The sequence below is a fragment of the Burkholderia sp. Bp9090 genome, from assembly GCF_003857985.1.
Lineage (GTDB): Bacteria > Pseudomonadota > Gammaproteobacteria > Burkholderiales > Burkholderiaceae > Burkholderia.
The window spans coordinates 24,236-45,135 of the sequence record NZ_QTPV01000027.1; the positions used below are offsets into that span (position 1 = coordinate 24,236).

General features: G+C 64.1%; 17 protein-coding genes and 2 pseudogenes. 9 read left to right on the top strand and 10 right to left on the bottom strand.

The window, feature by feature from the left end; genetic code table 11:
- Window positions 1–127 precede the first annotated feature (127 nt).
- Both DIE16_RS22880 and DIE16_RS22885 read left to right on the top strand, forming a co-directional pair.
- Entirely contained in the window at window positions 128–1,471 is a 1,344-nt protein-coding gene (locus DIE16_RS22880; protein ID WP_124893469.1) for an MFS transporter, read from the top strand.
- 102 nt (window positions 1,472–1,573) lie between these two features.
- Window positions 1,574–2,665, top strand: coding sequence for a porin (locus DIE16_RS22885; protein WP_124893470.1), 1,092 nt, complete (start codon window positions 1,574–1,576; stop codon window positions 2,663–2,665).
- A gap of 21 nt (window positions 2,666–2,686) precedes the next feature.
- Here DIE16_RS22885 and DIE16_RS22890 read toward each other — a convergent pair whose 3' ends face one another.
- On the bottom strand, window positions 2,687–3,133 hold the full coding sequence (locus DIE16_RS22890; RefSeq protein ID WP_044847414.1) for a hypothetical protein: 447 nt from the start codon (window positions 3,131–3,133) through the stop codon (window positions 2,687–2,689).
- Between the two features lie 423 nt (window positions 3,134–3,556).
- Here DIE16_RS22890 and DIE16_RS22895 point away from each other — a divergent pair, with 423 nt between their 5' ends.
- Complete coding sequence (locus DIE16_RS22895) at window positions 3,557–5,743, top strand: TonB-dependent siderophore receptor (RefSeq protein WP_124893471.1); 2,187 nt, start codon at window positions 3,557–3,559, stop codon at window positions 5,741–5,743.
- Between the two features lie 69 nt (window positions 5,744–5,812).
- On the opposite strand, the gene DIE16_RS22900 is transcribed toward DIE16_RS22895, so the two are convergent.
- The 3 genes from DIE16_RS22900 to DIE16_RS22910 are packed head-to-tail and all read right to left on the bottom strand — an operon-like array spanning window position 5,813 to window position 8,835.
- Window positions 5,813–6,844: a Zn-dependent oxidoreductase gene (locus DIE16_RS22900; protein WP_124488656.1), complete on the bottom strand. Its 1,032-nt coding sequence runs from the start codon at window positions 6,842–6,844 to the stop codon at window positions 5,813–5,815.
- Between the two features lie 29 nt (window positions 6,845–6,873).
- Window positions 6,874–8,082, bottom strand: coding sequence for a D-mannonate dehydratase ManD (gene manD / locus DIE16_RS22905; protein ID WP_124488657.1), 1,209 nt, complete (start codon window positions 8,080–8,082; stop codon window positions 6,874–6,876).
- A 21-nt stretch (window positions 8,083–8,103) separates the two neighbouring features.
- The gene (locus DIE16_RS22910; RefSeq protein WP_124488658.1) at window positions 8,104–8,835 is read right to left on the bottom strand and encodes a GntR family transcriptional regulator; all 732 of its coding nucleotides are present in this window, start codon (window positions 8,833–8,835) and stop codon (window positions 8,104–8,106) included.
- A 157-nt stretch (window positions 8,836–8,992) separates the two neighbouring features.
- Between DIE16_RS22910 and DIE16_RS22915 the strand changes: the two genes are divergently transcribed.
- The 5 genes and pseudogenes from DIE16_RS22915 (at window position 8,993) to DIE16_RS22935 (ending at window position 14,267) form a co-directional block, all read left to right on the top strand.
- On the top strand, window positions 8,993–10,456 hold the full coding sequence (locus DIE16_RS22915; RefSeq protein WP_124488659.1) for a mannitol dehydrogenase family protein: 1,464 nt from the start codon (window positions 8,993–8,995) through the stop codon (window positions 10,454–10,456).
- 134 nt (window positions 10,457–10,590) lie between these two features.
- Window positions 10,591–11,886, top strand: coding sequence for an MFS transporter (locus tag DIE16_RS22920; protein ID WP_124488660.1), 1,296 nt, complete (start codon window positions 10,591–10,593; stop codon window positions 11,884–11,886).
- A gap of 201 nt (window positions 11,887–12,087) precedes the next feature.
- Window positions 12,088–12,878, top strand: a pseudogene (locus tag DIE16_RS37570) (transcriptional initiation protein Tat).
- A gap of 8 nt (window positions 12,879–12,886) precedes the next feature.
- Window positions 12,887–13,168 (top strand): annotated as a pseudogene (locus DIE16_RS22930) (ABC transporter substrate-binding protein); the annotation flags it as partial.
- A 733-nt stretch (window positions 13,169–13,901) separates the two neighbouring features.
- Entirely contained in the window at window positions 13,902–14,267 is a 366-nt protein-coding gene (locus DIE16_RS22935) for an HAD domain-containing protein (RefSeq protein ID WP_124488661.1), read from the top strand.
- Between the two features lie 15 nt (window positions 14,268–14,282).
- On the opposite strand, the gene DIE16_RS37225 is transcribed toward DIE16_RS22935, so the two are convergent.
- Window positions 14,283–14,417, bottom strand: coding sequence for a hypothetical protein (locus DIE16_RS37225; protein WP_259645653.1), 135 nt, complete (start codon window positions 14,415–14,417; stop codon window positions 14,283–14,285).
- Between the two features lie 28 nt (window positions 14,418–14,445).
- Between DIE16_RS37225 and DIE16_RS22940 the strand changes: the two genes are divergently transcribed.
- Window positions 14,446–14,952 (top strand): hypothetical protein, encoded by a 507-nt coding sequence (locus tag DIE16_RS22940; protein ID WP_124893472.1) that lies wholly within the window; start codon window positions 14,446–14,448, stop codon window positions 14,950–14,952.
- Window positions 14,953–15,002: 50 nt separating this feature from the next.
- Here the strand turns inward: DIE16_RS22940 and DIE16_RS22945 are convergent, their stop codons facing one another.
- The 5 genes from DIE16_RS22945 to DIE16_RS22970 all read right to left on the bottom strand — a co-directional run bounded on the left by DIE16_RS22945 (window position 15,003) and on the right by DIE16_RS22970 (window position 20,899).
- Entirely contained in the window at window positions 15,003–15,287 is a 285-nt protein-coding gene (locus DIE16_RS22945) for a PAAR domain-containing protein (RefSeq protein WP_124488663.1), read from the bottom strand.
- Complete coding sequence (locus DIE16_RS22950; protein ID WP_124488664.1) at window positions 15,284–16,252, bottom strand: DUF6708 domain-containing protein; 969 nt, start codon at window positions 16,250–16,252, stop codon at window positions 15,284–15,286. The genes DIE16_RS22945 and DIE16_RS22950 overlap by 4 nt, the downstream gene beginning before the upstream one ends.
- Before the next feature lie 271 nt (window positions 16,253–16,523).
- On the bottom strand, window positions 16,524–17,237 hold the full coding sequence (locus DIE16_RS22960) for a DUF6708 domain-containing protein (protein ID WP_260426201.1): 714 nt from the start codon (window positions 17,235–17,237) through the stop codon (window positions 16,524–16,526).
- 266 nt (window positions 17,238–17,503) lie between these two features.
- On the bottom strand, window positions 17,504–20,065 hold the full coding sequence (locus tag DIE16_RS22965) for a T6SS effector BTH_I2691 family protein (RefSeq protein ID WP_124488666.1): 2,562 nt from the start codon (window positions 20,063–20,065) through the stop codon (window positions 17,504–17,506).
- Between the two features lie 30 nt (window positions 20,066–20,095).
- Entirely contained in the window at window positions 20,096–20,899 is an 804-nt protein-coding gene (locus tag DIE16_RS22970; RefSeq protein WP_124523290.1) for a DUF4123 domain-containing protein, read from the bottom strand.
- Between the last annotated feature and the right edge of the window lies 1 nt (window position 20,900).

Here is a 20,900-nt window from a genome sequence, read left to right on the forward strand (position 1 = left end):
GCCGGCCGCGACGGGCGTTCCCCGGGTTGCCCGTCAACCCACGCATTCGCTTTCGTCCCATTCGCCCTGTCGGCTTCGATTTCATCCCATTCGATTAGTCATACTATTTTAATCAAGGATCTTTGACGTGAGCGAAAATATCCGCAATACGATCGACGCGTCCCCGATGAGCGCGTTCCAGACGATGGCGGTCACGGCCTGCGTCGTGCTGAACATGCTCGACGGCTTCGACGTGCTGGCCATCGCGTTTGCCGCGCCGCACCTGGCGGCCGAGTGGAAACTGAGCGGCAAGGAAATCGGCCTGCTGCTGAGCGCCGGGCTGGCCGGCATGGGGATCGGCTCGGTGCTGATCGCCCCGCTGGCCGACCGCGTCGGCCGCCGCCGCATCATCCTGCTCTGCCTCGCCGTGATCTCGACCGGCATGCTGGCCTGTGCGGCCACGCACAGCACGTTGCAACTCGCCGTCGCGCGTGCCTACACGGGGCTCGGCATCGGCGGGATGCTCGCAAGCCTGACCGTCATCAGCGGCGAATACGCATCGAACAAATGGCGCAGCGCCGCGATCGGCATGCAGTCGACCGGCTACGCGATCGGCGCCACCGCGGGCGGCGTTCTCGCCGGTTACCTGCTGTCGGTATGGGGATGGCGCAGCGTGTTCACGTTCGGCGGCATCCTGACCTTGATGGCGATCCCGATGGTGCTCGCACTGCTGCCGGAATCGCTCGACTTCCTGCTGGCGCGACGTCCGGACGACGCGCTGCAGAAGATCAACCGCATCCTCGCGAGAATGAAGCGCGCGCCGATCGATGCGCTGCCGGCCGCGAGCGCATCCATCGACACGGCGAGCCCCGCCTCAAGTTGGACAGCCGTGCTGCGCGCGCCGCTCACGCGTCGCACGATCGCGCTTTGGATCGCATTCTTCCTCGTGATGGGCAGTTTCTATTTCGTCGTCAGCTGGACGCCGAAGCTGCTGGTCCAGGCCGGCCTGTCGGCCTCGCAGGGTGTGACCGGCGGCGTGCTGCTCAACCTCGGCGGCATCGCGGGCGCGTCGCTGTTCAGCCTGCTGTCGACCCGGTTCGGCCTGCGCAGCCTGCTGGGCGCGACGCTGTTGCTGGGCGGCGCACTGATGGTCGCGTTCGGCGCGAACACCGGCTCGCTCGGCACCGGGATGATCGTCGCGGTGTTCCTCGGCGCCGTGATCAACGCGTGCGTGGCCGGCATGTACGCGCTGTCGCCAACGCCCTATCCCGCCGAGATCCGCACGACCGGCATCGGTCTCGCGGTCGGCATCGGCCGCCTCGGCGCGATCCTGTCGCCAATGACGGTCGGCGCGCTGCTGGACGACGGCTGGTCCGTGCCCCATCTCTATTTCGCGTTCCTCGTGCCGATGGCCGGCGCGGCGATCGCCGTCGCCGTGGCGGGCGCGCGTGTCGCGGCGCCGCACCGGCAACGCGATCCGGCGATCTCGTAACACGCGACACCCGCAGTCCTGCCGATACCCGTCGGCATCCCGGGCAGGTCCGGGGCAATAAAAAAATCGATAAGTACATCTACATACTGTTTGGAGACAGCCATGAAAACGAAACTGGGCGTTGCACTCGCGACGGCGATGGCGCTGGCCGGGCCGGCCTGTGCGCAAAGCAGCGTCACGCTGTACGGGATCATCGATACCGGCGTGTCCTACTACAACAACGCCGCGCGCGGCGGGTCTTTCACCGGGATGCCGACGCTGACCGGCGAAGTGCCGTCACGCTGGGGCCTGAGAGGCACGGAGGATCTCGGCGGCGGCTACCAGGCCTTCTTCGTGCTCGAAAACGGCTTCCAGCCGGGCACCGGCGCGCTGAACTACGGCGGGCGCCTGTTCGGGCGGCAGGCCAACGTGGGCGTAAACAGCCCGTTCGGCGCGCTGACCCTCGGCCGTCAGATGAACATGTCGATGATCGTGCTGACCAATGCCGACGTGATCGGCCCGTCGATTCATTCGATGGCGGATTTCGATTCGTATCTGCCGAACGCGCGCAGCGACAATGCGATCGGCTACAAGGGCACGTTCCACGGCGTGACGCTCGGCGCGACCTACAGCTTCGGCCGCGACGCGGCCGGGCCGGCGGGGCCGTCGGCGACGGCCTGCGCCGGACAGGTGCCCGGCGACATCGTCGCGTGCCGCCAATACACGGCGATGCTCGCGTATGACGCGAGCAGTTTCGGGCTGGCCGCGTCGCACGACGTGATGCGCGGCGGCGGCGGCGCGCTCGCGCCGCTGAACAATCCGGCCTACACCGACACGCGCGACATCGTCGCGGGCTACGTGAAGATCGGCCCCGCGAAACTCGGCGCCGGGTGGATCCGCCGCAACCTCGCGGCGGCCGAACATCTGCAAGCCGACATCGTGTTCGCGGGCGGCACGTACTACGCGACGCCCTACCTCGCGCTCGACCTGCAGGGCGTGCGCTACCTGCAACGCCGCGAAAACAAGGAAGGCACGAACGCGACGCTGGTCGTCGGGCGCGCGAACTATTTCCTGTCGAAGCGGACGACCGTGTATACGTCGGTGGGCTACATGTTCAACAGCGCGCTGGCCGCGAACGCGGTCGCGGCCGGCGGGACGGTCGGCACCGGGATGAATCAGCTCGGCGTGATGGCCGGCATCCAGCAGAAGTTCTGAACGCCGGACACCACACCTCGATCAATCGGCGAGCCGGCAATGCGACAGCTTCAGCCCGGGCAGCACCGGCGCGTCGATGTAACCTTCGTTCACGCAGCTGAAGCGGAAATTCGCGGACGCCGTGAACGGCTTGATCTCGCCGCCCGGGAATTTCGGTTTCAACGCGGCCTGATCGGCCGCGTCGAAATGCGTGTCGAACTGCTCGCCATCGGCCGTCAACGCACCGAAGTACGTACCGCCCGGGTCGCTGCCCATCCGCATCACCGCGCCGACGAACGCGAGGCGCCTGCCGTCGTATTTCGTCTTCGCGGCGGCCATGTCCTGCGTGTAGGCCTCGATCACGGTGGCGTAGTGCGCGTCGATCGCGGGCTCGGCGGCCGGCGCAGCGTAGCCGCTCTGGTGAACGCCCGCCAGCATCGCGCAGGCAGCCAGCGCGGCCGTCATGAACGGTGCGGAACTCTTTTTCATTGGGTGGTCTCCCGTCAAGCGTGGTGGTTGAAGTAATCGATCGCGGCGCTTCGCCGGCTGCCCGGCGAAACACCAGGGAATGACGTGCGGCCGTTGCGTCAATCGTTCGAATCGTGGAACACGGCTGCAATCACTTCAGCACCCGCGTGGTCGGCTGCGGTGCGCGACGTCGCGCGGCACGCGACGTGACAGGAAGATGACATGGTGCGGCCCCCGGCTCTCATTGAATTTCACTGCGTCTATTTTTGGGCGCTACGGTAGCAGACGGCCGGCGGCCCGGCAATCACGATGCCCGGTCCGAATCGGCCTCTTTACAATTGCAAACGATTCTCATTACGTATATCATGCACATCCTCCGCGCGACGCAGTAACGGCGCTGCGGCCCGCGTCATCGTCCTTAGCACTCCGTCCATTCATCGATTCATGCCATCCCGCCGAACGCCCCACCGCGCCCGGACGCTTCGTCCGTGGCGCGCGAGCCTGCCTGCCCTGATCACGCTTTGCGTCGCAAGCGGCGCGCATGCGGATGCCGAACCTGCCGCCACGGCTTCGGCGGCCACGCCCTCGCCCTCGTCGACGCCCGCGCGCCCCGAACGCGAACTGCCGACGATCAGCGTCAGCGCATCGTCAGCAGTCGATCCGACCGTCGGCTACCAGCCGCGCACGAGCAGCGTCGCCGGCGGCGACGATCGCCCGCTCAGGGAGATTCCGCAATCGGTCGCCGTGGTCAGCAGCAGCGTGATGCAGGACCAGCAGGCGCGCTCGCTCGACGACGTGCTCGGCAACATCAGCGGCGTCACGCAGACCAACACGCTCGGCGGCACGCGCGATGCGTTCATCAAGCGCGGCTTCGGCTCGAACAACGACGGCTCCGTGCTCGTCGACGGCGTGCGCACGCCGGTGCTGCACAGCTACCTCGCGACGATCGACCGCGTCGAAGTGCTGAAGGGCCCGGCTTCGCTGCTGTACGGGATGCAGGACCCGGGCGGCGTGATCAACCTCGTCACGCGCAAGCCGGAGGACACGTTCGGCGGCTCGATCTCGGCCTCGCGCACGAGCCACGGCGGCAGCAGCGCGCAGTTCGACCTGACCGGCCCGCTCGGCAAGCCGGGCCAGGTCGCGGGCGGCACGCTCGCATTCCGGCTCACCGGCGAATACGACACGAGCCGCTACTGGCGCAGCTTCGGCCGCGAGCGCAATGCGCTGATCGCGCCCGCGCTGTCGTGGCACGACGCGAACACGTCGATCGACGTCAGCTACCAGTACGTCGACTACACGATGCCGTTCGATCGCGGCACGGTGCTCGTGAACGGCCGCCCCGACGATGCGCTGCGCTATCGCCGCTACGAGGAAGCGTGGGCGCAAAGCAGCGGCATCCAGGAAACGCTGCGCGCGCGCGTCGAGCACCGCTTCTCCGACGCATGGCGCATGCGCGCGACCTACGGCTGGGGCCGCGACCGCTACGATCAATACATCGCCCGCGCGACCGCCTTCAACAGCACGACCGGCGCGCTATCGCGCTCGTCCGACGCGAACCTCGGACGCAACGACTCCGACCAGATCGCGACGCTCGGCCTGCTCGGCAACCTGACGCTCGCGGGGATGAGCCACGCGCTCTATGTCGGCGGCGAATACGAGCGGCAGCGCAGCTTCCGCGGCGACACGATCCGCGGCACCGCGACGAAGGGCTTCGATCTCTACGATCCCGTCTACGGCCTGCTCGCGCCCGGCGGCACGGTGAGCGCGAAGCAGAGCGATTCGCTCTCGAAGGTCCACACGTACTCGATGATCGTGCAGGACTCGGTGAAGATCACCGACCGGCTCACCGCGGTCGGCGGGCTGCGCTGGGAGGACTGGCAGCAGGAATCGGGAATGGGGCGGCCGTTCGTGTTCGCCGACCGCTCGCACGGCAACGTGTGGCTGCCGCAGTTCGGGCTCGCGTATGCGCTCACGCCGTCGCTGACCGCGTATGCGAACGTGAGCCGTTCGTTCAAGCCGAACGTCGCGTCCAACGTGGCCGCGCCGCTCGCGCCGGAATTCGGCCGCGTGCTGGAAGCCGGCTTGAAGTTCAGCCTGAAGCCGGGCATCACCGGCACGCTCGCGGCCTATCAGATCGACAAGCGCAACGTCGCGGTCACGGTCAACGACATCACGTCGACGATCGGCACCGCGCGCTCGCGCGGGATCGAACTCGACGTCGCGGGGCAGCTCACGCGGCACCTGAGCCTGATCGGCAGCTATGCGTACACGAACGCGAACGACCGCGACAGCAACACGCCGCTCGTCAACGTCGCGCGCCACACCGGCAGCCTGTTCGCGGTGTACGACACGGCGATCGCGAACCTCCCGGGGCGCTGGCGCTTCGGGGGCGGCGCGCGGCTCGTCGGCGCACGGCCCGGCGACACCGCGAACAGCTTCACGCTGCCCGGCTACGTGACCGTCGATGCGTTCGCGGCCTATGAAACGACGATCGGCAAGTTCCCGACGCGCATCCAGCTCAACGTGAAGAACCTGCTCGACAAGACCTACTACCCGTCGAGCAACAGCAACCTGATCGTCGCGGTCGGCGAGCCGCGGCTCGTCACGCTGACGACGACGGTGTCGTTCTGACGCATCTTCGCGCCGGGTGGCCGGGGCTGGGGCCGTGCCACGCGCCCCCGCCGGCGACACGAGCCGATCTCACCCGCCCGCGAAATCGAGCAGGATCTTGCAGCTTTTCTCGGGATTGCGCTCGGCCATCTCGAACGCCTGCGCGATGTCGCGAAAGCCCACCTTGTGCGTAACGATGTGCTCCGGCTGGATCAGCCCGCGAGCAATCCAGTCGATCACCTGCGGGAACATCGCGCAGTTCAGCCGCGATGCCGCGAGCGTCAACTCCTTCTTCGTCAGCTCCGCCTGCACGATCGCCGACGGTTCCGACGAAAACCCGAGCACGCCGATCCGGCCGGCCGGCGCGGCGATCCGCACGGCCTCCTCGAGAATCGACGGATGGCAGACCGCATCGAAGATCAGCGTCGGGCCGCCGTCGACGCCGCGCTTTTCCAGCGCGTCGGGCAACGACTCGACGCTCGTGTCGATGATTTCGTCCTCGGCCGCGCCGCACTTGCGCGCGAGCTGAAGCCGTGCATCGAGCCGGTCGGTAATGAATGCGCGAATGCCGTACACGCGCTTGAGCACCTGCAGGATCGTCAGCCCGACCGTGCCGGCGCCATAGATCAACGCGACGTCGCCCGGCAGCACGCCGGTGCGCGACGTCGCGTTCGCGGCCACCGCGAACGGCTCGACGATCGCCGCGCAGGGTTCGGCGATCGCGTCCGGAATCCGGTACGCATTGCCGGCCGGCACACACGTGTACTGGCTGAAGCCGCCGTCGCGATGCACGCCGAGCACGGTCAGGTGCCGGCAGACGTTGCGCCGGCCGATCGTGCACGCGTGGCAATGCCCGCAGCTGATCACCGGATCGACCGCGACGGTCTCGCCGAGCCGCGCGGCGTCGACGCCCGCGCCGACCGACTCGATCGTGCCGACGAACTCGTGGCCGATGATGCGCGGATACGACACGAACGGATTCTTGCCGTGAAAGATGTGCAGGTCCGACCCGCAGATGCCCGCATAGCGCACCTTCACGCGCACTTCGCCGGCTGCGGGTACGGGCAGCGGCACTTCGCGCACGCCCATGCTGTTCGGACGATCGACAACGACGCTCAACATTTCGGTTCTCTCCTTCCGGTCTTCGGCGCTTACCAGTTCCACATCGATCCGTCGCGCAACCGGGCGACCGGCAGGTACGCGCGCTCGTACGGGTATTTCGCGGCCAGTGTCTCGTCGATGTCGACGCCGAGGCCCGGCACGTCGTCCATCACGAGATAGCCGTCCTCGAAGCGGTAGCTGTGCGGAAACACTTCGTCGGTCAGCGCGCTGTGCGGCATCAGTTCCTGGATGCCGAAGTTCGGCGCCCACAGCCCGAAGTTCACGGCCGCCGCCATGCAGACGGGCGACAGGTCGGTCGCGCCGTGGAAACCGGTGCGCACCTGGTACATCGCCGCGTAGTCGGCGATGCGCCGTACGTGCGTGATGCCGCCAGCGTGCACGATGGTCGCGCGGATGTAGTCGATCAGCTGGTCGCGGATCAGGTCCTTGCAATCCCAGATCGAGTTGAATACCTCGCCGACCGCGAGCGGCGTCGTCGTGTGCTGGCGAATCAGGCGGAACGCGTCCTGGTTCTCCGCGGGTGTCGCGTCCTCGAGCCAGAGCAGGCGATACGGCTCGAGATCGCGGCCGAGCCGCGCGGCTTCGATCGGCGTGAGCCGGTGATGTGCGTCGTGGAGCAGGTGCGGCGCATCGCCGACCGCGTCGCGCACCTTGCGGAACAGTTCCGGCGTGTGGCGCAGGTAGAGCGCGGTGTCCCACGGCTCCTCGGGCGGCAGCCCCTTCTCGGCGGGCTCGTACGCGCCGGCCGTCTTGCCGACGCCGTACACCTTGTCGAGCCCCGGCACACCGGACTGCACGCGGATCGCGCGGTAGCCGGCGTCGATGTGCGCGCGCACCGCGTCGACCGCTTCCTCGTGATCGCGCCCGTTCGCGTGGCCGTATACCATCAGGCCGTCGCGGCTCTTGCCGCCGAGCAACTGATAGACGGGCATGCCCGCGAGCTTGCCCAGGATGTCCCACAGCGCCATGTCGATCGCGGCGATCGCCGCCATCGTCACGGGCCCGCGCCGCCAGTACGCGCCGCGATATAGGTATTGCCAGATGTCCTCGATGTTGCGCGGGTCGCGTCCGACGAGGCACGGAAACACGTGGTCTTCCAGGTACGCGCGCACCGCGAGCTCACGCCCGTTGAGCGTCGCGTCGCCCAGGCCGTAGACGCCTTCGTCGGTCACGATCTTCACCGTCACGAAATTCCGGCCCGGACACGTGACGATGGTCTGCAAGCGTTCGATTTTCACTGCGCTCCTCCAGCGGGCGTTTCAGTCGACAAAGTAATGGGGCGCGCGGCTGCGCACTTCCGGCAGATGCGAGCCGATCCGGTCGACGTGCGACGCGACCGATGCGCCGAGCAGCGCCATGTTGCGCGACGCGATGTGCGCAAGGATCTGTTCGTGTTCCTGCAGCGCGCGGCGCGCGTGATCCTCGACGCGGTCGAGCAGCAGCCAGCGCACACGGTCGAACTGGCGCTTCATCGGCTGCAGCATTTCCCACACGTGCGGCCGACCCGCGAACGCGAACATCCGGCCGTGCATTGCCTCGTCGAGATCGAAGAACGCTTCGACGTCGCCCGCGGCCACCGCCTCGCGCTGCGCGTCGATGATCCGCGACAGCTCCGCGAGCTGCGCCGGCGTGATCTTCTGCGCGAGCTCGACATGGTTCGCGCATTCGAGCGTGCTGCGCGCGAAGCGCCCTTCCTCGAGGATCGACACCGGAATCGGCGCGACCAGCGTGCCGACCTTCCGGATGATCTGCACGAGCCGCTCGTCGGCGAGCTGCGCGAACGCTTCGCGCACCGGCGTGCGGCTGACCTTGATCGTCGTGGAGATCACCGCCTCCGACAGCGCGGTGCGCGGCGGCAGCGCACCGCGCACGATCGCGTGGCGCAGCAGCGCATGCACCTGCTCCGTATACGACCGGCTCTCGTCCAGCGAGAACCCCTGCAACGCCGTGACCACGACGTCCGCTTCTTCCAGTGCTGCCGTTTCGCTCATGGTTGCGATGGATCCGACTTGATATCGATGCCTACCATGGTACATAAGCAGTCGATTTCAGGCGATCTAGCGTTTACACCGATAACTTCGCGCTAAAACTCGAAATAACCTGCACGCATTCCATCATCTACCATGGTACAAACCGTTACCGACCGTCATGCTATCTGCCCCCGATTTTCTGCGCACTGCGCCGCCCGGCACGGGCCGTCCCGGTTATGACCGGCAGGCGGTTCGCACGGGTATCGTCCATCTCGGCCTCGGCGCGTTCCATCGCGCGCACCAGGCGCTGCATACGGAGACGGTGCTCGAACAGGGCGACCTGCGCTGGGGCATCGTCGGCGTCGAACTGCGGCGGCGGCATACCGTCGACCTGCTCGCCGCGCAGGATCACCTGTATACGGTGATCGAACGCGATGGCCAAGGCGCGCGCGCGCGCATCGTCGGTGCGGTGCACGACGCGCTGTTCGCGCCCGAATCGCTGCCCGCGCTACTGGCGCTGATCGCCGATCCGGCCGTGTCGATCGTCAGCCTGACCGTCACCGAGAAAGGCTATTGCCGCCGCCCCGGCGGCGGTCTCGATACCGACGATCCTGCGATCCGGCAAGATCTCGCGACGCCCGGCACGCCGCGCACCGCGCTCGGCGTGATCGCGGCCGGCCTGCGCCTGCGGCCGGCCCATGCGCCGCTGACCGTCGTCTGCTGCGACAACATGACATCGAACGGCGACACGCTGCGCGCGCTGCTGATCGACTACGCGGAACGCATCGACGGCGCGCTCGCGCGGCGCATCCGCGACGACGTCGCGTTCCCGAACAGCATGGTCGACCGGATCGTGCCGGCCGCGACGCCCGAATCTCTCGACTGGGCGCACGCCCATCTCGGCGCGCGCGATGCGGCTGCGATCGTCTGCGAGCCGTTCTCGCAATGGGTGATCGAGGATCGCTTCGCCGGCCCGCGCCCGCGCTGGGAAGACGCCGGCGCGCACCTCGTCGGCGACGTGCGGCCCTACGAAACGATGAAGCTGCGGCTGCTGAACGGCTCGCATTCGGCGATCGCGTATGCGGGACAGTTGCGCGGCCGCGCGACGGTGTCCGACGCGATGGCCGATCCGGCGATCGCGGCGCTCGTCGACGGCGTGATGACGCGCGACCTGCTCGCGACCGTCGACGTGCCGTCCGGCTATGACGCGCACGGCTATTGCGCGACGCTCGTGCAGCGCTTCCGCAATCCGACTCTCGCGCATCGCACCGAACAGATCGCGATGGACGGCACGCAGAAGGTGCCGCTGCGCTGGCTTCCCGCGCTCGCCGAAAGCGCGCGGGCCGGCGTCGAGCGGCCCTATCTGGAACGCGCGCTCGCGCTCTGGCTGCACTACCTCGCCAACGCGCGCGACGAATCGGGCCGCGCGCTCGCGGTCAGCGATCCGGGCGCGGCCGCACTCGGCGCGGCGCTGTCGGCAGCCGGCGATGCCACCCGCGCGGTTCGGGCTGCCCTCGGCAGCCTCGCGCTCGCCGGTTCGGCGGCATGGCCCGATGCAGTGATCACGCGCATCGGTGCCCATCTCGCGACGCTTCGCGCGAGCGGCACCGATGGGCTGCTCGCACCGTTGTACGCGCGCTGAACGACCGCTTACCCCGGTTCGCTGGACTCCTGATCGAACCGCGCAGTGCCCTGCCCGCCGACGCACATGCCGACGCGGCAAACGATCGACAAGACAACCATGACAGCCGGCCCACCGGCACGAAGGAGACGGACATGAAGCAGAAGTCGCAGGCGTGGTTCACGGTATTCCTGCTGTTCCTCGTGTATGGCATCAACTATCTCGACCGCGTCGCGCTGTCGATCGTCGCGCCGATCGTGCAGACCGATCTCGGCATCGACGCCGCGCAGATGGGCCTCGTCTTCAGCACGTTCTTCATCGGCTACGCGCTGTTCAATTTCATCGGCGGGCTCGCGTCCGACCGGCTCGGGCCGAAGCTCGTATACGTGCTGTCGGTCGGGCTGTGGTCAGTGTTCTGCGGAATGACCGCGCTCACCGTCGGCTTCGTGAGCCTGCTGATCGTGCGGCTGCTGTTCGGCATGGCCGAAGGGCCGCTGTGCTCGGCCGCGAACAAGATGGTCAACAACTGGCTGCCGCGCGACGCCGCCGCGACCGCGATGGGCCTGCTCAGCGCCGGCTCGCCGCTCGGCGGCGCGATCGCCGGGCCGATCGTCGGCCTGCTGGCCGCGCAGTTCGGCTGGCGACCGGCGTTCTGGATCGTATGTGCGATCGGGCTCGTGTGGGTCGTCGTGTGGATGATGTCGACCTCGGACCGTCCGGCCACGCCGGTCGGCGGCGCAGCGGGTGCGCCCGCAGCGACACCCGCCGCTGCGCCCCCCCACGCAGGTGCCGCCGCCGGCCCCGCAACGCCCGCACACACGCTGTCGCACTACGTGCGCCAGCCGCGCATCCTCGCGACGGCCGCCGCGTTCTTCAGCTACAACTACGTGCTGTTCTTCTTCTTGAGCTGGTTCCCGAGCTACCTCGTGCGTGCGCACCATCTGAACATCAAGGAGATGAGCGTCGCCACCGTCGTGCCCTGGCTCGTCGGCACGGTCGGCCTCGCGTGCGGCGGCGCGATCTCGGATGCGCTGTACCGGCTCACCGGCAACCTGCTGCTGTCGCGCCGGATCGTGCTCGTCACCTGCCTGCTCGGCGCCGGCGCGTGCGTGGCCGTCGCGGGCGCCGTGCAGTCGACGCAAGGCGCGGTCGCGCTGATGTCCGTGTCGCTGTTCTTCCTGTACGTGACGGGTGCGATCTATTGGGCGATCGTGCAGGACGTCGTGCACCCGGCGCGCGTCGGCGGCGTCAGCGGCTTCCTGCATTGCATGGGCAGCCTGTCGGGCGTGATCGGGCCGGCGGTGACCGGCTTCATCGTCGAGCGCAGCGGCTCGTTCGCGTCCGCGTTCGTGCTGGCCGGCGCGATCGCACTCGCGGGCGCGGTGCTGGCCGGCGTGTTCGTGCGCAACGCACGGCCGTCGGAAGTGCTGCGCGAACGCACCGCACACTGACCTTTCAAGGCTGACGAAGGCCGCGCGGCGCCGCATGAGTCAGCACCGCGCGGCCTTGTCGTTTCATCCAATCATCGCACCCTCGAATATCTCCCATCCGATATCGCGATTTCCGCTGTCGATCGCGCGCCTCTAGACTGGCTACGCGATGGCGACGCTGCGCAGCGGCACGCCCCCACGAAAACGATATGGGAGAGTTCGATGTCCGACCGGGATGCGCGCCGCGGCGCGCTCAAGACACTCGGCCTCGCGGCCGCCACGGCGCTGCTCGGCGCCGCGCGCACCGCTCAGGCTGCGACGCCCGAATCCGGCGCGCTGCTGGCCGGCGGCGCGACGCGCCTCGCCGACCTCACCCGCCGCCTCGCGGCCACGCCGAGACGACGCGACTTCAAGACGGTGCCGATGATCGTCGAGCGCCCCGATCAATGGGATCACGCGGCGCTCATGGAAGTGATCGGCTATCGCGGCGGCCCGAAGCAGGTGTGGGACAACACCGAGCTCGCGGCCCGTGGCTGAACCTGATGCGCAATGCGCTGAACGCGCAGGTCTGGGGATTCGGTCATCCGGACTTCCTCGTCGTGTCGGCCACGCACGGCGCCGCGCATCTCGCGCTGTTCGACCCGGCCGCGTGGGACAAATACGGCCTCGCGACATTCGCCGGCGCCGCGTTCGCGACCAACACGCTGCTCGCCGCGGAACCCGCGCAGTCGAAAGACGCGCAGGATCACGAACTACCTGATGGCGCGTTCTCGTCGCACGACAACAGCATCGCCGCGCTGCAGCAGCGCGGCGTCGTGTTCCTGGCATGCCACAACGCGATCTGGGAGCTCGCGGAACGGCTCGACCGCGCGAATGCAAATCCGGACAAGCTCCCGCTCGACGCGCTCGCCGCCGACCTGACCAACCACGTGATTCCGTCGGCGATCGTCACGCCGGGCGTGGTCGGTACGCTGCCCGAGCTGCAGCACGCCGGTTTCACTTACGCGAAGTGAGGCGCCCGATGACATCGATCCGCACGCGTTCTCCGTGGCGACGCCGGTGGCTCACGGCGCTGTCCGCCACGCTGGCCGCGCTCTGCTGCACGTCGGCGCTGTCGCTCGCTGCCCCGGCCGATGCTTCAAACAGCGTCTTTCCGCCGTGGCAGGACGGCCGCAACAACGACGCGACGAACCGCGGCCTCGAATTCACGGTGCCGCAGGTCGACGTGCTCGCCGATTTCCACGGCGACCTCACCGCGCCGAAGCTCGTGCTGTACGTCGGCGGCAACTACTTCTTCGTTATACAGACAGGTTAAAGACCATAGATTGAAGTCTGTAGCTCACCCGCACATAAGCAGGTATGGACGTTCACCCCGGAATCGGAAGCGTATGGACGTCGGCCGCGAGCGTATGTCTTTGTGACAGACGAGTAACGGCGGTCCCGGCCCAGCCTACGAGCGTTAGGCAACAGATCCGAATCGACCGACAGCAACCCTCTCGGGTTTTCCATTCCTCTTTTTACAGATAGGGGCGAGTTGCCAAAGCCGGCGCGTCAGACGTTCGAGTGTGTGCAACTGTGGTACCGCCCGCAGGGCGGCTGTCCACACCCTTGTGGTGTGGGCAGCAGAGTTGTGCATACGGGGACCTTGCAGTGCACCGTCATCATGACAACGGCCATTGTTACAGATGATGCTGCTCGTTCTCGATGAGCGCACTCAATCGGTCAAAACTTCTGCTCAAGTTCAGCGACGAACTGGCTGGCTGTAATGTCCAAAACCTCACACCAGCTACATAGCTCAATAACATCCAGCCGGCGCTCGCCGCACGGATATCTGGGCGCGCATTCGCGCGTAAACTCGCTTGCTAAACCAGCATGTGCGGTATGTTGTACATCTGCGCCGTCCAAGTGCTGGACCGTCGACCGTACCCGCATGTTGCTGTCGACCGCCACAGCCGGCGACAAATCCCTCGAACCAGACTCGAATCTTCCTAGCCATAGCGGGAACGACAATTGTGGTGAGTGATAGTAGGTACACCGTGCTCGTGCTCGACCAGCCGACACCTACCCTCTTCGTCGACTATGACGGCACGCTCCACCGGGGACACGCCGCTCTCGACCAGAACGGCGATGTGTTACTGGATTCGGGACATCCGCTGTTCGAATTTGCTCCTTTGCTGGCGGAAATGCTCGAGCCGTACCCGGACGTACAGATTGTCCTGACAACGTCTTGGCTCGACACACTACCGCTCGACCAGGTCGTCTCGTACCTGCCGGCTGCGCTTGCCAGACGGGTCGTGGGCACAACTTGCGGCATCAAAGCGCGCTTTGGGTATCTGATGGACGGGTCGGCACGGACCTATATCATCAGGTTTTACGTGTTCGCGAAACGCCTGAAAAATTGACTGGCGATTAACGACTCAGTCTACGGTGCATATCACCTGAGCACCGATTTCCTCGACCTGAGTCCGCACCTGGTCTTGCTCGACGCCCAGCGCGGAATTGGCGACGCGCAAGTCCAGCAGCGCATCCGGGAGTGGCTGGTCGAAGTGCATCCACCCTTGAGTTCCTAGCATCCAGCCGATGGTCCAGCGACTGCAGGAGGTGGTGGGCAAGCTGTACAAGCCACCGGCGGACGGTGCACGCCAGGTGTTTGCGCTGTCGCGCCGCGACGCCGAGAAACTGCCGCGGCTACCGTCGGTTGCCATCATCTCGGTCACCGCACCGGAGCGCCCGCCCGCCAGCCTCGATGGCTTCGCCCATCTGCTTCGCCTGAGCTTCGCGGACGTCGATTTCCTGAGTCCGAGTCTCTCGGAGAAGGCGCGGGAAAAGCTGGGGGAGGCGTTCACCGCAGAGCAGGCTCAGGCGATTCGCGCGTTCGTCGAGGCCCTGCCTGACGAAGTCGTGTCGGTGGTCGTCCACTGCGAAGGAGGTTGCTCGCGTTCATGTACCATCGCCTTGGCGCTCCACCAGCTATATGGCTATCGCGCGGAAATCGAACATCTTTCTCAAGCCAACCCCTCAGTCGTTCGCACGCTGATAGGAAATGACCGTAAAGCTCATCGCGAGCGGCAACGGGCCCGTCGTTGAGACGTTTCAACGACCACGCCCGTTGTCCTGCAACAGGCAGCGACGCCCCGTCATGCCTTTATTGAGCCAAGAGTCTGTGACGCCACCAGCTTCGGCAGTGGCTCACATTTGCATTGGCACAAATCGTTCTCCAATGCGACCTGCTTACCCATCATCGTCATCGTGCGCGGTGAGCCGCCGCTTATGATGACGCCCGTCGTACCACAGGCGGGGCACTGAACAGGGGCGCCCAGATAAGCGAAAGGTTGGCCTTGCAACGAGGTCCCAGCGATACCGTCAACCACGACACCGTTGCGGTCAGTCTTATCGCCCTGACGAATGAACCGTCGGCTCATACCGGAAGCCCCGTGGACGAAGCCTCGGCATTGCACGCACGTTCGATATTTGCGGGCCACACCGGTTCGCGGCAAGTCAGTTGGGCGAACCACTGCATCAGGGAGAAAATGAATGCTGGAAGTGCGCCAATACCCATTACCAGCCACACCATCGGATTGCGCGAGTTAGTCAGGGCAGACCAGCCTTCAAAATTCAACCTAAGCGAATTGCGCAGGGAGGCTCCCCTCGGCAGAAACTCTGTCACGGGCGGCACGGAAGCGGGACCTTCCTCCATAAACCGCCGATAAAACTCGAAGTCTTGGTAAAGGATTTTCATGACCTCCCGGCCTCCCACACTGCTCTCATCGAATGCCATGACGACTCGTGTTCCTATCGAAAAAGTGTCCCTAACCAGTCCCTTGTCGTCAAGAACAAGGCAGCGAACCATACGCGGCGTGGTACGCGCGAGGCCCTGTCTGGGTTTGCGTTCAACGTACAGGAAAGCACTATCCCAAGGTACTGACACAACCCCGCCAGGGCCATTGTGCCTGAACGCATAAATCATCCGGTTGCGCCGGTCAAAACGGACGGGTTTGCTGATGTAGTTGAAACAGTCGCGCGTCAATGCCCAAATGCCAATCCCCGAGAAGCAAAGCCCGACAAACAGGAAAAAGCCCAGCGCACCGTACATGAAGCCCTGTTGTCCTCGCTGCTCGTAGATTGGAGGTACATGAGTCAGCATCCAAAGTAGGGCCGCCGTGAATGCCAACGAACCGAGCCCTGGCAGCATAAAGGCAAAAACCCCCCAGCCCTTCTCCGAGTAGGTTCCATCGCGGACCTCAAGACAGGTATCGCTCATCGAGAATACGGAACGGTCGTCCTTGGGCGTGTCAGATGCAGGCTGTCCGATTGCGAGACGAGCACCCTGTTCTTCCTCGCTGACCGGCCGATTCAGGCGGTACCACGAGAGTCCATCAAATGCCATCTCTTTTCTCCATCACGAAAGCATTGCCGCAAATGCCTTTTGGTCTTCGGCCAGAGTCGGAAACCGGTCTTTCGCCTCTTTCAACTTATAAAACATCGTTCGAGCTACTCATCCACTTTCTTTCCTTTGAAGTAGTTGTGCCGCAGGCCGGACACTGAACGTGTGGCGCCCAGATATGAGAAAGGTTGACCTTGAAACGAGGTCCCTGCGATACCGTCAATCACAGCCCCACTCCGGTCGGTCTTATCGCTCTGACGAATGAACCGTCGGCTCATGCTGTAAGCCCGTTGGATGGCGTCACAGCGTTGCACGCCCGCTCGACTTCCTCGGGCCACACCGGTTCGCGACAGGTCAGTTGCGCGATGTAGTAGGCAACAGCCAGGGCGAGTGTCGGTACCGCTGCAATAACCGTCATCAGAGACATAACCAGACTCCCCGACTTCAACAGGTCCGATGCGCCGTCGAACTGCAACTTTAGCGAATTTCGAAACGAGACTTCCGTACTGAGAAACTCGGCTACCGGAGGTACGGCAGATGGCCCCTCTTCCATGAAACGCCGATAGTATTCAAAGTCTTGATAGAGTTCTTCCATCGCCTGCTGTCCAGCCGGGCTGTTCTCGTCAAATGCCAGCTCTACGTATTTTCCGACGGAGAACGTCCCGACAACCACCCCCTTGTCGTTAAGCACAAGGCAACGGACCACACGAGGCGCGGTTGCCGCGAGCCCAGCTTTTGGCTTGCGTTCAATATACAAAAATGCGCTATCCCACGGAACTGAGAAGACGCCGCCTGGCCCATTGTGACGGAAGGCGTATATCGTGCGGTCCAGGCGGTTAAACCGTATCGGCTTGCGAGTGTAATTAAAGCAATCGACGAGAAGCGCTCGCACTGTTATTGCGAGCCCTCCAATGCCAGCCAATGTGAAAATGGTCAGCAGGAAGTAAACAATACCCTCCTGCCCTTTTTCCCGGACAGCGATTGGCATGTGTGTCGCTATCCACATAAACATCGCGACTAGGCACAAGAAGAGGAGACCAGCGGTAGAGAATGCCAGTAACCCCCAGCCTTTTTCACGATAAAGGCCATCACACACCTCAAGGTAGGAATCGGTTGCTTTGAAGGCCGTCCCAACACTCTTTGCACTATCAGTGCACCGTTCGTTGACATACAGTCGTGCTGATGACTCCGTATCCGTTACCGGTCGATTTAGTTTGTACCGGGAGTGTCCGTCGAAAGCCATACTGGTTCCATTCAAGAAAAAATTGCTGTAAACGCCTTCCGATCTTCTTCAAGGCGCTCAAATCTTTCACTAGTCGCCTTGATACCGAAATAGCATTGCTCTAGCCAATCGTCCACTTCGCGACTTTTGAAATAATTAATCAATACACCGATAAGAGCAGCGAGAAGGAGCAACGGCAACGTCAGAACACTTCCCAAAAACGCGGCAACGACCAAGGCTCCTCCGATAAGTGCCGACGTGGTGTAGAGCGCAAACATAAGAATATTTCCGTGCTCCAGTTCGTCGTAGGCATGGTATGCATCGATAGCCGCCGATACTAACCCGACTATAGCCCCACCGAACCTGCCCACGATGGCTAGGAACCGCCCAACCTTGGCCAAGCTCTCGGAAAGCTTGACGCCCACCTTCTCCATCTGCTCAAGCGCGGATGAACCATATTGTGCGACGCCCGCTACGAGCCCACCGACTGCATTGTCGAACTTGATGCCAGCTTCCGTCTGATTGAACCGATTCGCTTTCTTCAACTCCTCACGAGCGAAACGAAGATTGATTGCACCGAATATCGCACCAATACCCGCAAACCCGGGTTCTCCCTTCGTCATAAGCCGGAACTTCGGCATGTAAATCGTCTCGACCACTTCAGACGTCAGCGTCGCACCGGCCAACTTCTCGAAGCCGGGTTTGGCCTTAACGTTTGCCAGGGCGGCGGCCTCCGTCGCAGGGCTTTCGACTAGCACGAATTGCTTCGCCTTAATTTCCGGCTCGGCACTTCCTCCTACGGTGGCCTTGTCCTGAAGCTGTTTCTTCAGGTCCTGCACGCTAATTTTCTGCCGACCCGGCATCATTTCCTGCATCTGGCGGGCGACGTAATTCACCCACTGGTTTACCGACCCGTATACGGCCTTAAACTCGAACAGCTGTTTCGTCCGCATGCACAACGTGACATACAACGTCTTCGCCGCCGCAGTCTCCACGCCCGTACTGACCGCTTGAACGACTGGCCCACCGGTCTCGTGCAACAGTCGCGCCAGGGATTTCGCGACGGCAACCTTAATGCCCTTGTCCTTCGAATCCTCCACCTGCTCTATCTTGCTGTAGGACTCGATGAGCTTCGCCACAAACTCCCTCAGTTCCATGTACGGGTAACTGGACGCTTCCTTGACCTTCTCGGCCAGCACCGGGCTATTTAAGACGAACGCGCGCAGCAGCGGGTTGCGGGTATCGGATACGCTTCCTTGGGCCCACTTGACGAGCACGTCAATGGTTTCTTTGCGGTCCGCCGAGCCTTCGATGCACCGAGTAAATGTGTTGGTATAGTTCAGCCCGCAACGCCAGCTTCCCGACTCGTAGTCGAATTCGAACACATTGAGAAGCGCGGGACTGGAAAGCCATACCTGATGGTCTTGCGATAGCGGCACAAGCGTACTAGTTTGCTCCTGCCTCATGTCGTTTGCCATCTTTTGCCGAAAGTCGACGATGGCCTGCTGCCGATAGTGGGTCGTATAGGGCTTCCATGCCTCCGGTCCGGCCGTTGCAAGCTCCGCCGTCTTCTTCGCCTCAATGCTTTTGAGTTGCTTCTCAAGCGCCTTGCCACCATCGAACAGCGCTCCGAGGCTCATACCCTCATAGGCATTGGCTTCTAACATACTGGCGCCACGTTCAACGTCCTCTTTCGCCGATACCGCGACCGCTTTTTGCAGCGCACCGATTGCGCTGGCGGCCCAGATGCCGTGTTCATACGGTGCAAGCGCAGCGCCGAAAGCGACGCGCTGCTCGAAGTTGAGCTCCTGCGTGATACCGACCGGGTCCCACAATGCGAAGAACAGCCCCTTGTCCGGCAGGATGGTATCCATCGCCTTTTTCAGGGCCGGCTGCTGCCCGGCACGGTCATGGTACGGAAAGCAACCGGTAACGAGCGCATCGGGACGGCCGCCCTGGTATTCGCTCAGCAGCCCCTCGAGATGGTCCAGGCTATCCGCGTGCGGCTGGTTCATGCTGCCGTTATACCAGGCGGTCGCATCGAACTTCTGCATCCGCTTGTCACGACAGCCCATGAAATTCTTCGCATAGGTGTCGCGGACCTTCTGCGTCCAAAGCTCATCGCTGAACGCCAGATACACGGCTCCGGCATGTTCAGCGTCTTCAATGGTGATGCATTGGGCCAGTTGCGCATGCCCGGGTTGATGACAGCTGAACGGCTTCTCGAAACTACGGTCGAGCTTGATGCCGACCGGATAGTCGTACAAGTATCCTTCCGCCGTAACGGCATATATCTGCCACCGCTGTGTTTTCGGATAGAAGATATACACGTAGCCATAGCGCAAAGTGCGCAGCGTGTACTTTGCCTTCTTGAGCGCAATGCTGACAACGCCGTCGCCAAACTTGCCGCCCATGAGCGACATCGCGCCAGCAGAGCTGTGGGCCTTCGAGTTGGCCACGGCCCCGTAGCGGACGGGCAGAATCGGCAATCCCTTCTTCTTGCACATATTGCATGAATTGGGCGCGCGCGAGCTTGTCTGCATCGCGGACTGCGTGAGCTGGGAAATACTCGCAAAGTTCGTGTCGAGTGCCATTCTGTATCTCTCTCGTGCCCCCACTCGGGCTTATTGATATTGGATGCTCTCGCGCGCAATCGCTTCCCAGTCTGCTGCGCTCCAGTTCGCCACCGCTTCAGCATACGGGCCTTTCCGCGGCGCCTGCAGAACGGCCCGAACACGCGGGTGACGGTCGAAGTACGGGGAGACGAGTGTGCCGTGAAGTGCAAAAGCAAGCAGGTCCCCGCCAGCGAGTCCATGAGCTTCGCCTTTTGCAAGCTGCGCATCGAGCAGTGCCGGAATTTCGGGACGCGGCGCCGTACCATTGCGCCGGAGCAAGTCAAGCGCGCGCTGAACCAGCTCGATGCGCGCGATTCGTGCGTGCTGGTCCGCCGTAACAGCGAAGGCTGCGTCCAGTTCGGCGGCGCCGTTGACCACCGTCCAACCGCTCATGGGGTCGAGGTACGTCCACGATGCAACCGGCCCCAGAAGAGCACCCATCTGCTCAGCCTTCAAGATGCGACCCAAGTGCGGAAACACGCGCGGGTCGTAGTAGCGGAAGACCGCATCGCCCGAAGTTGGCGCCCGCAGTATCAACCGGTCCGCCAGATGGTGCTGTAGCCGGCCCGTCGCCTTGCCGCATTCGACAATGGCGCAAACGACCGGCGGCAAGCCATTCTCCAGGTCCGATTCGGCGCGCTCTCTCAACGCTGGCAATTGCAGTTCGGGATGCTCGGCGCAGTACAGCACGGGAGCCACGCCCTCGAGCTCGGGACGAGCCGCGGGAACCAACTCACCGACTTCATAGACCGGCGGCACGCCAAGCAGCTCGAGCTTCCCGTTGACGACTTCAACGATAACGTAGTGAACCATG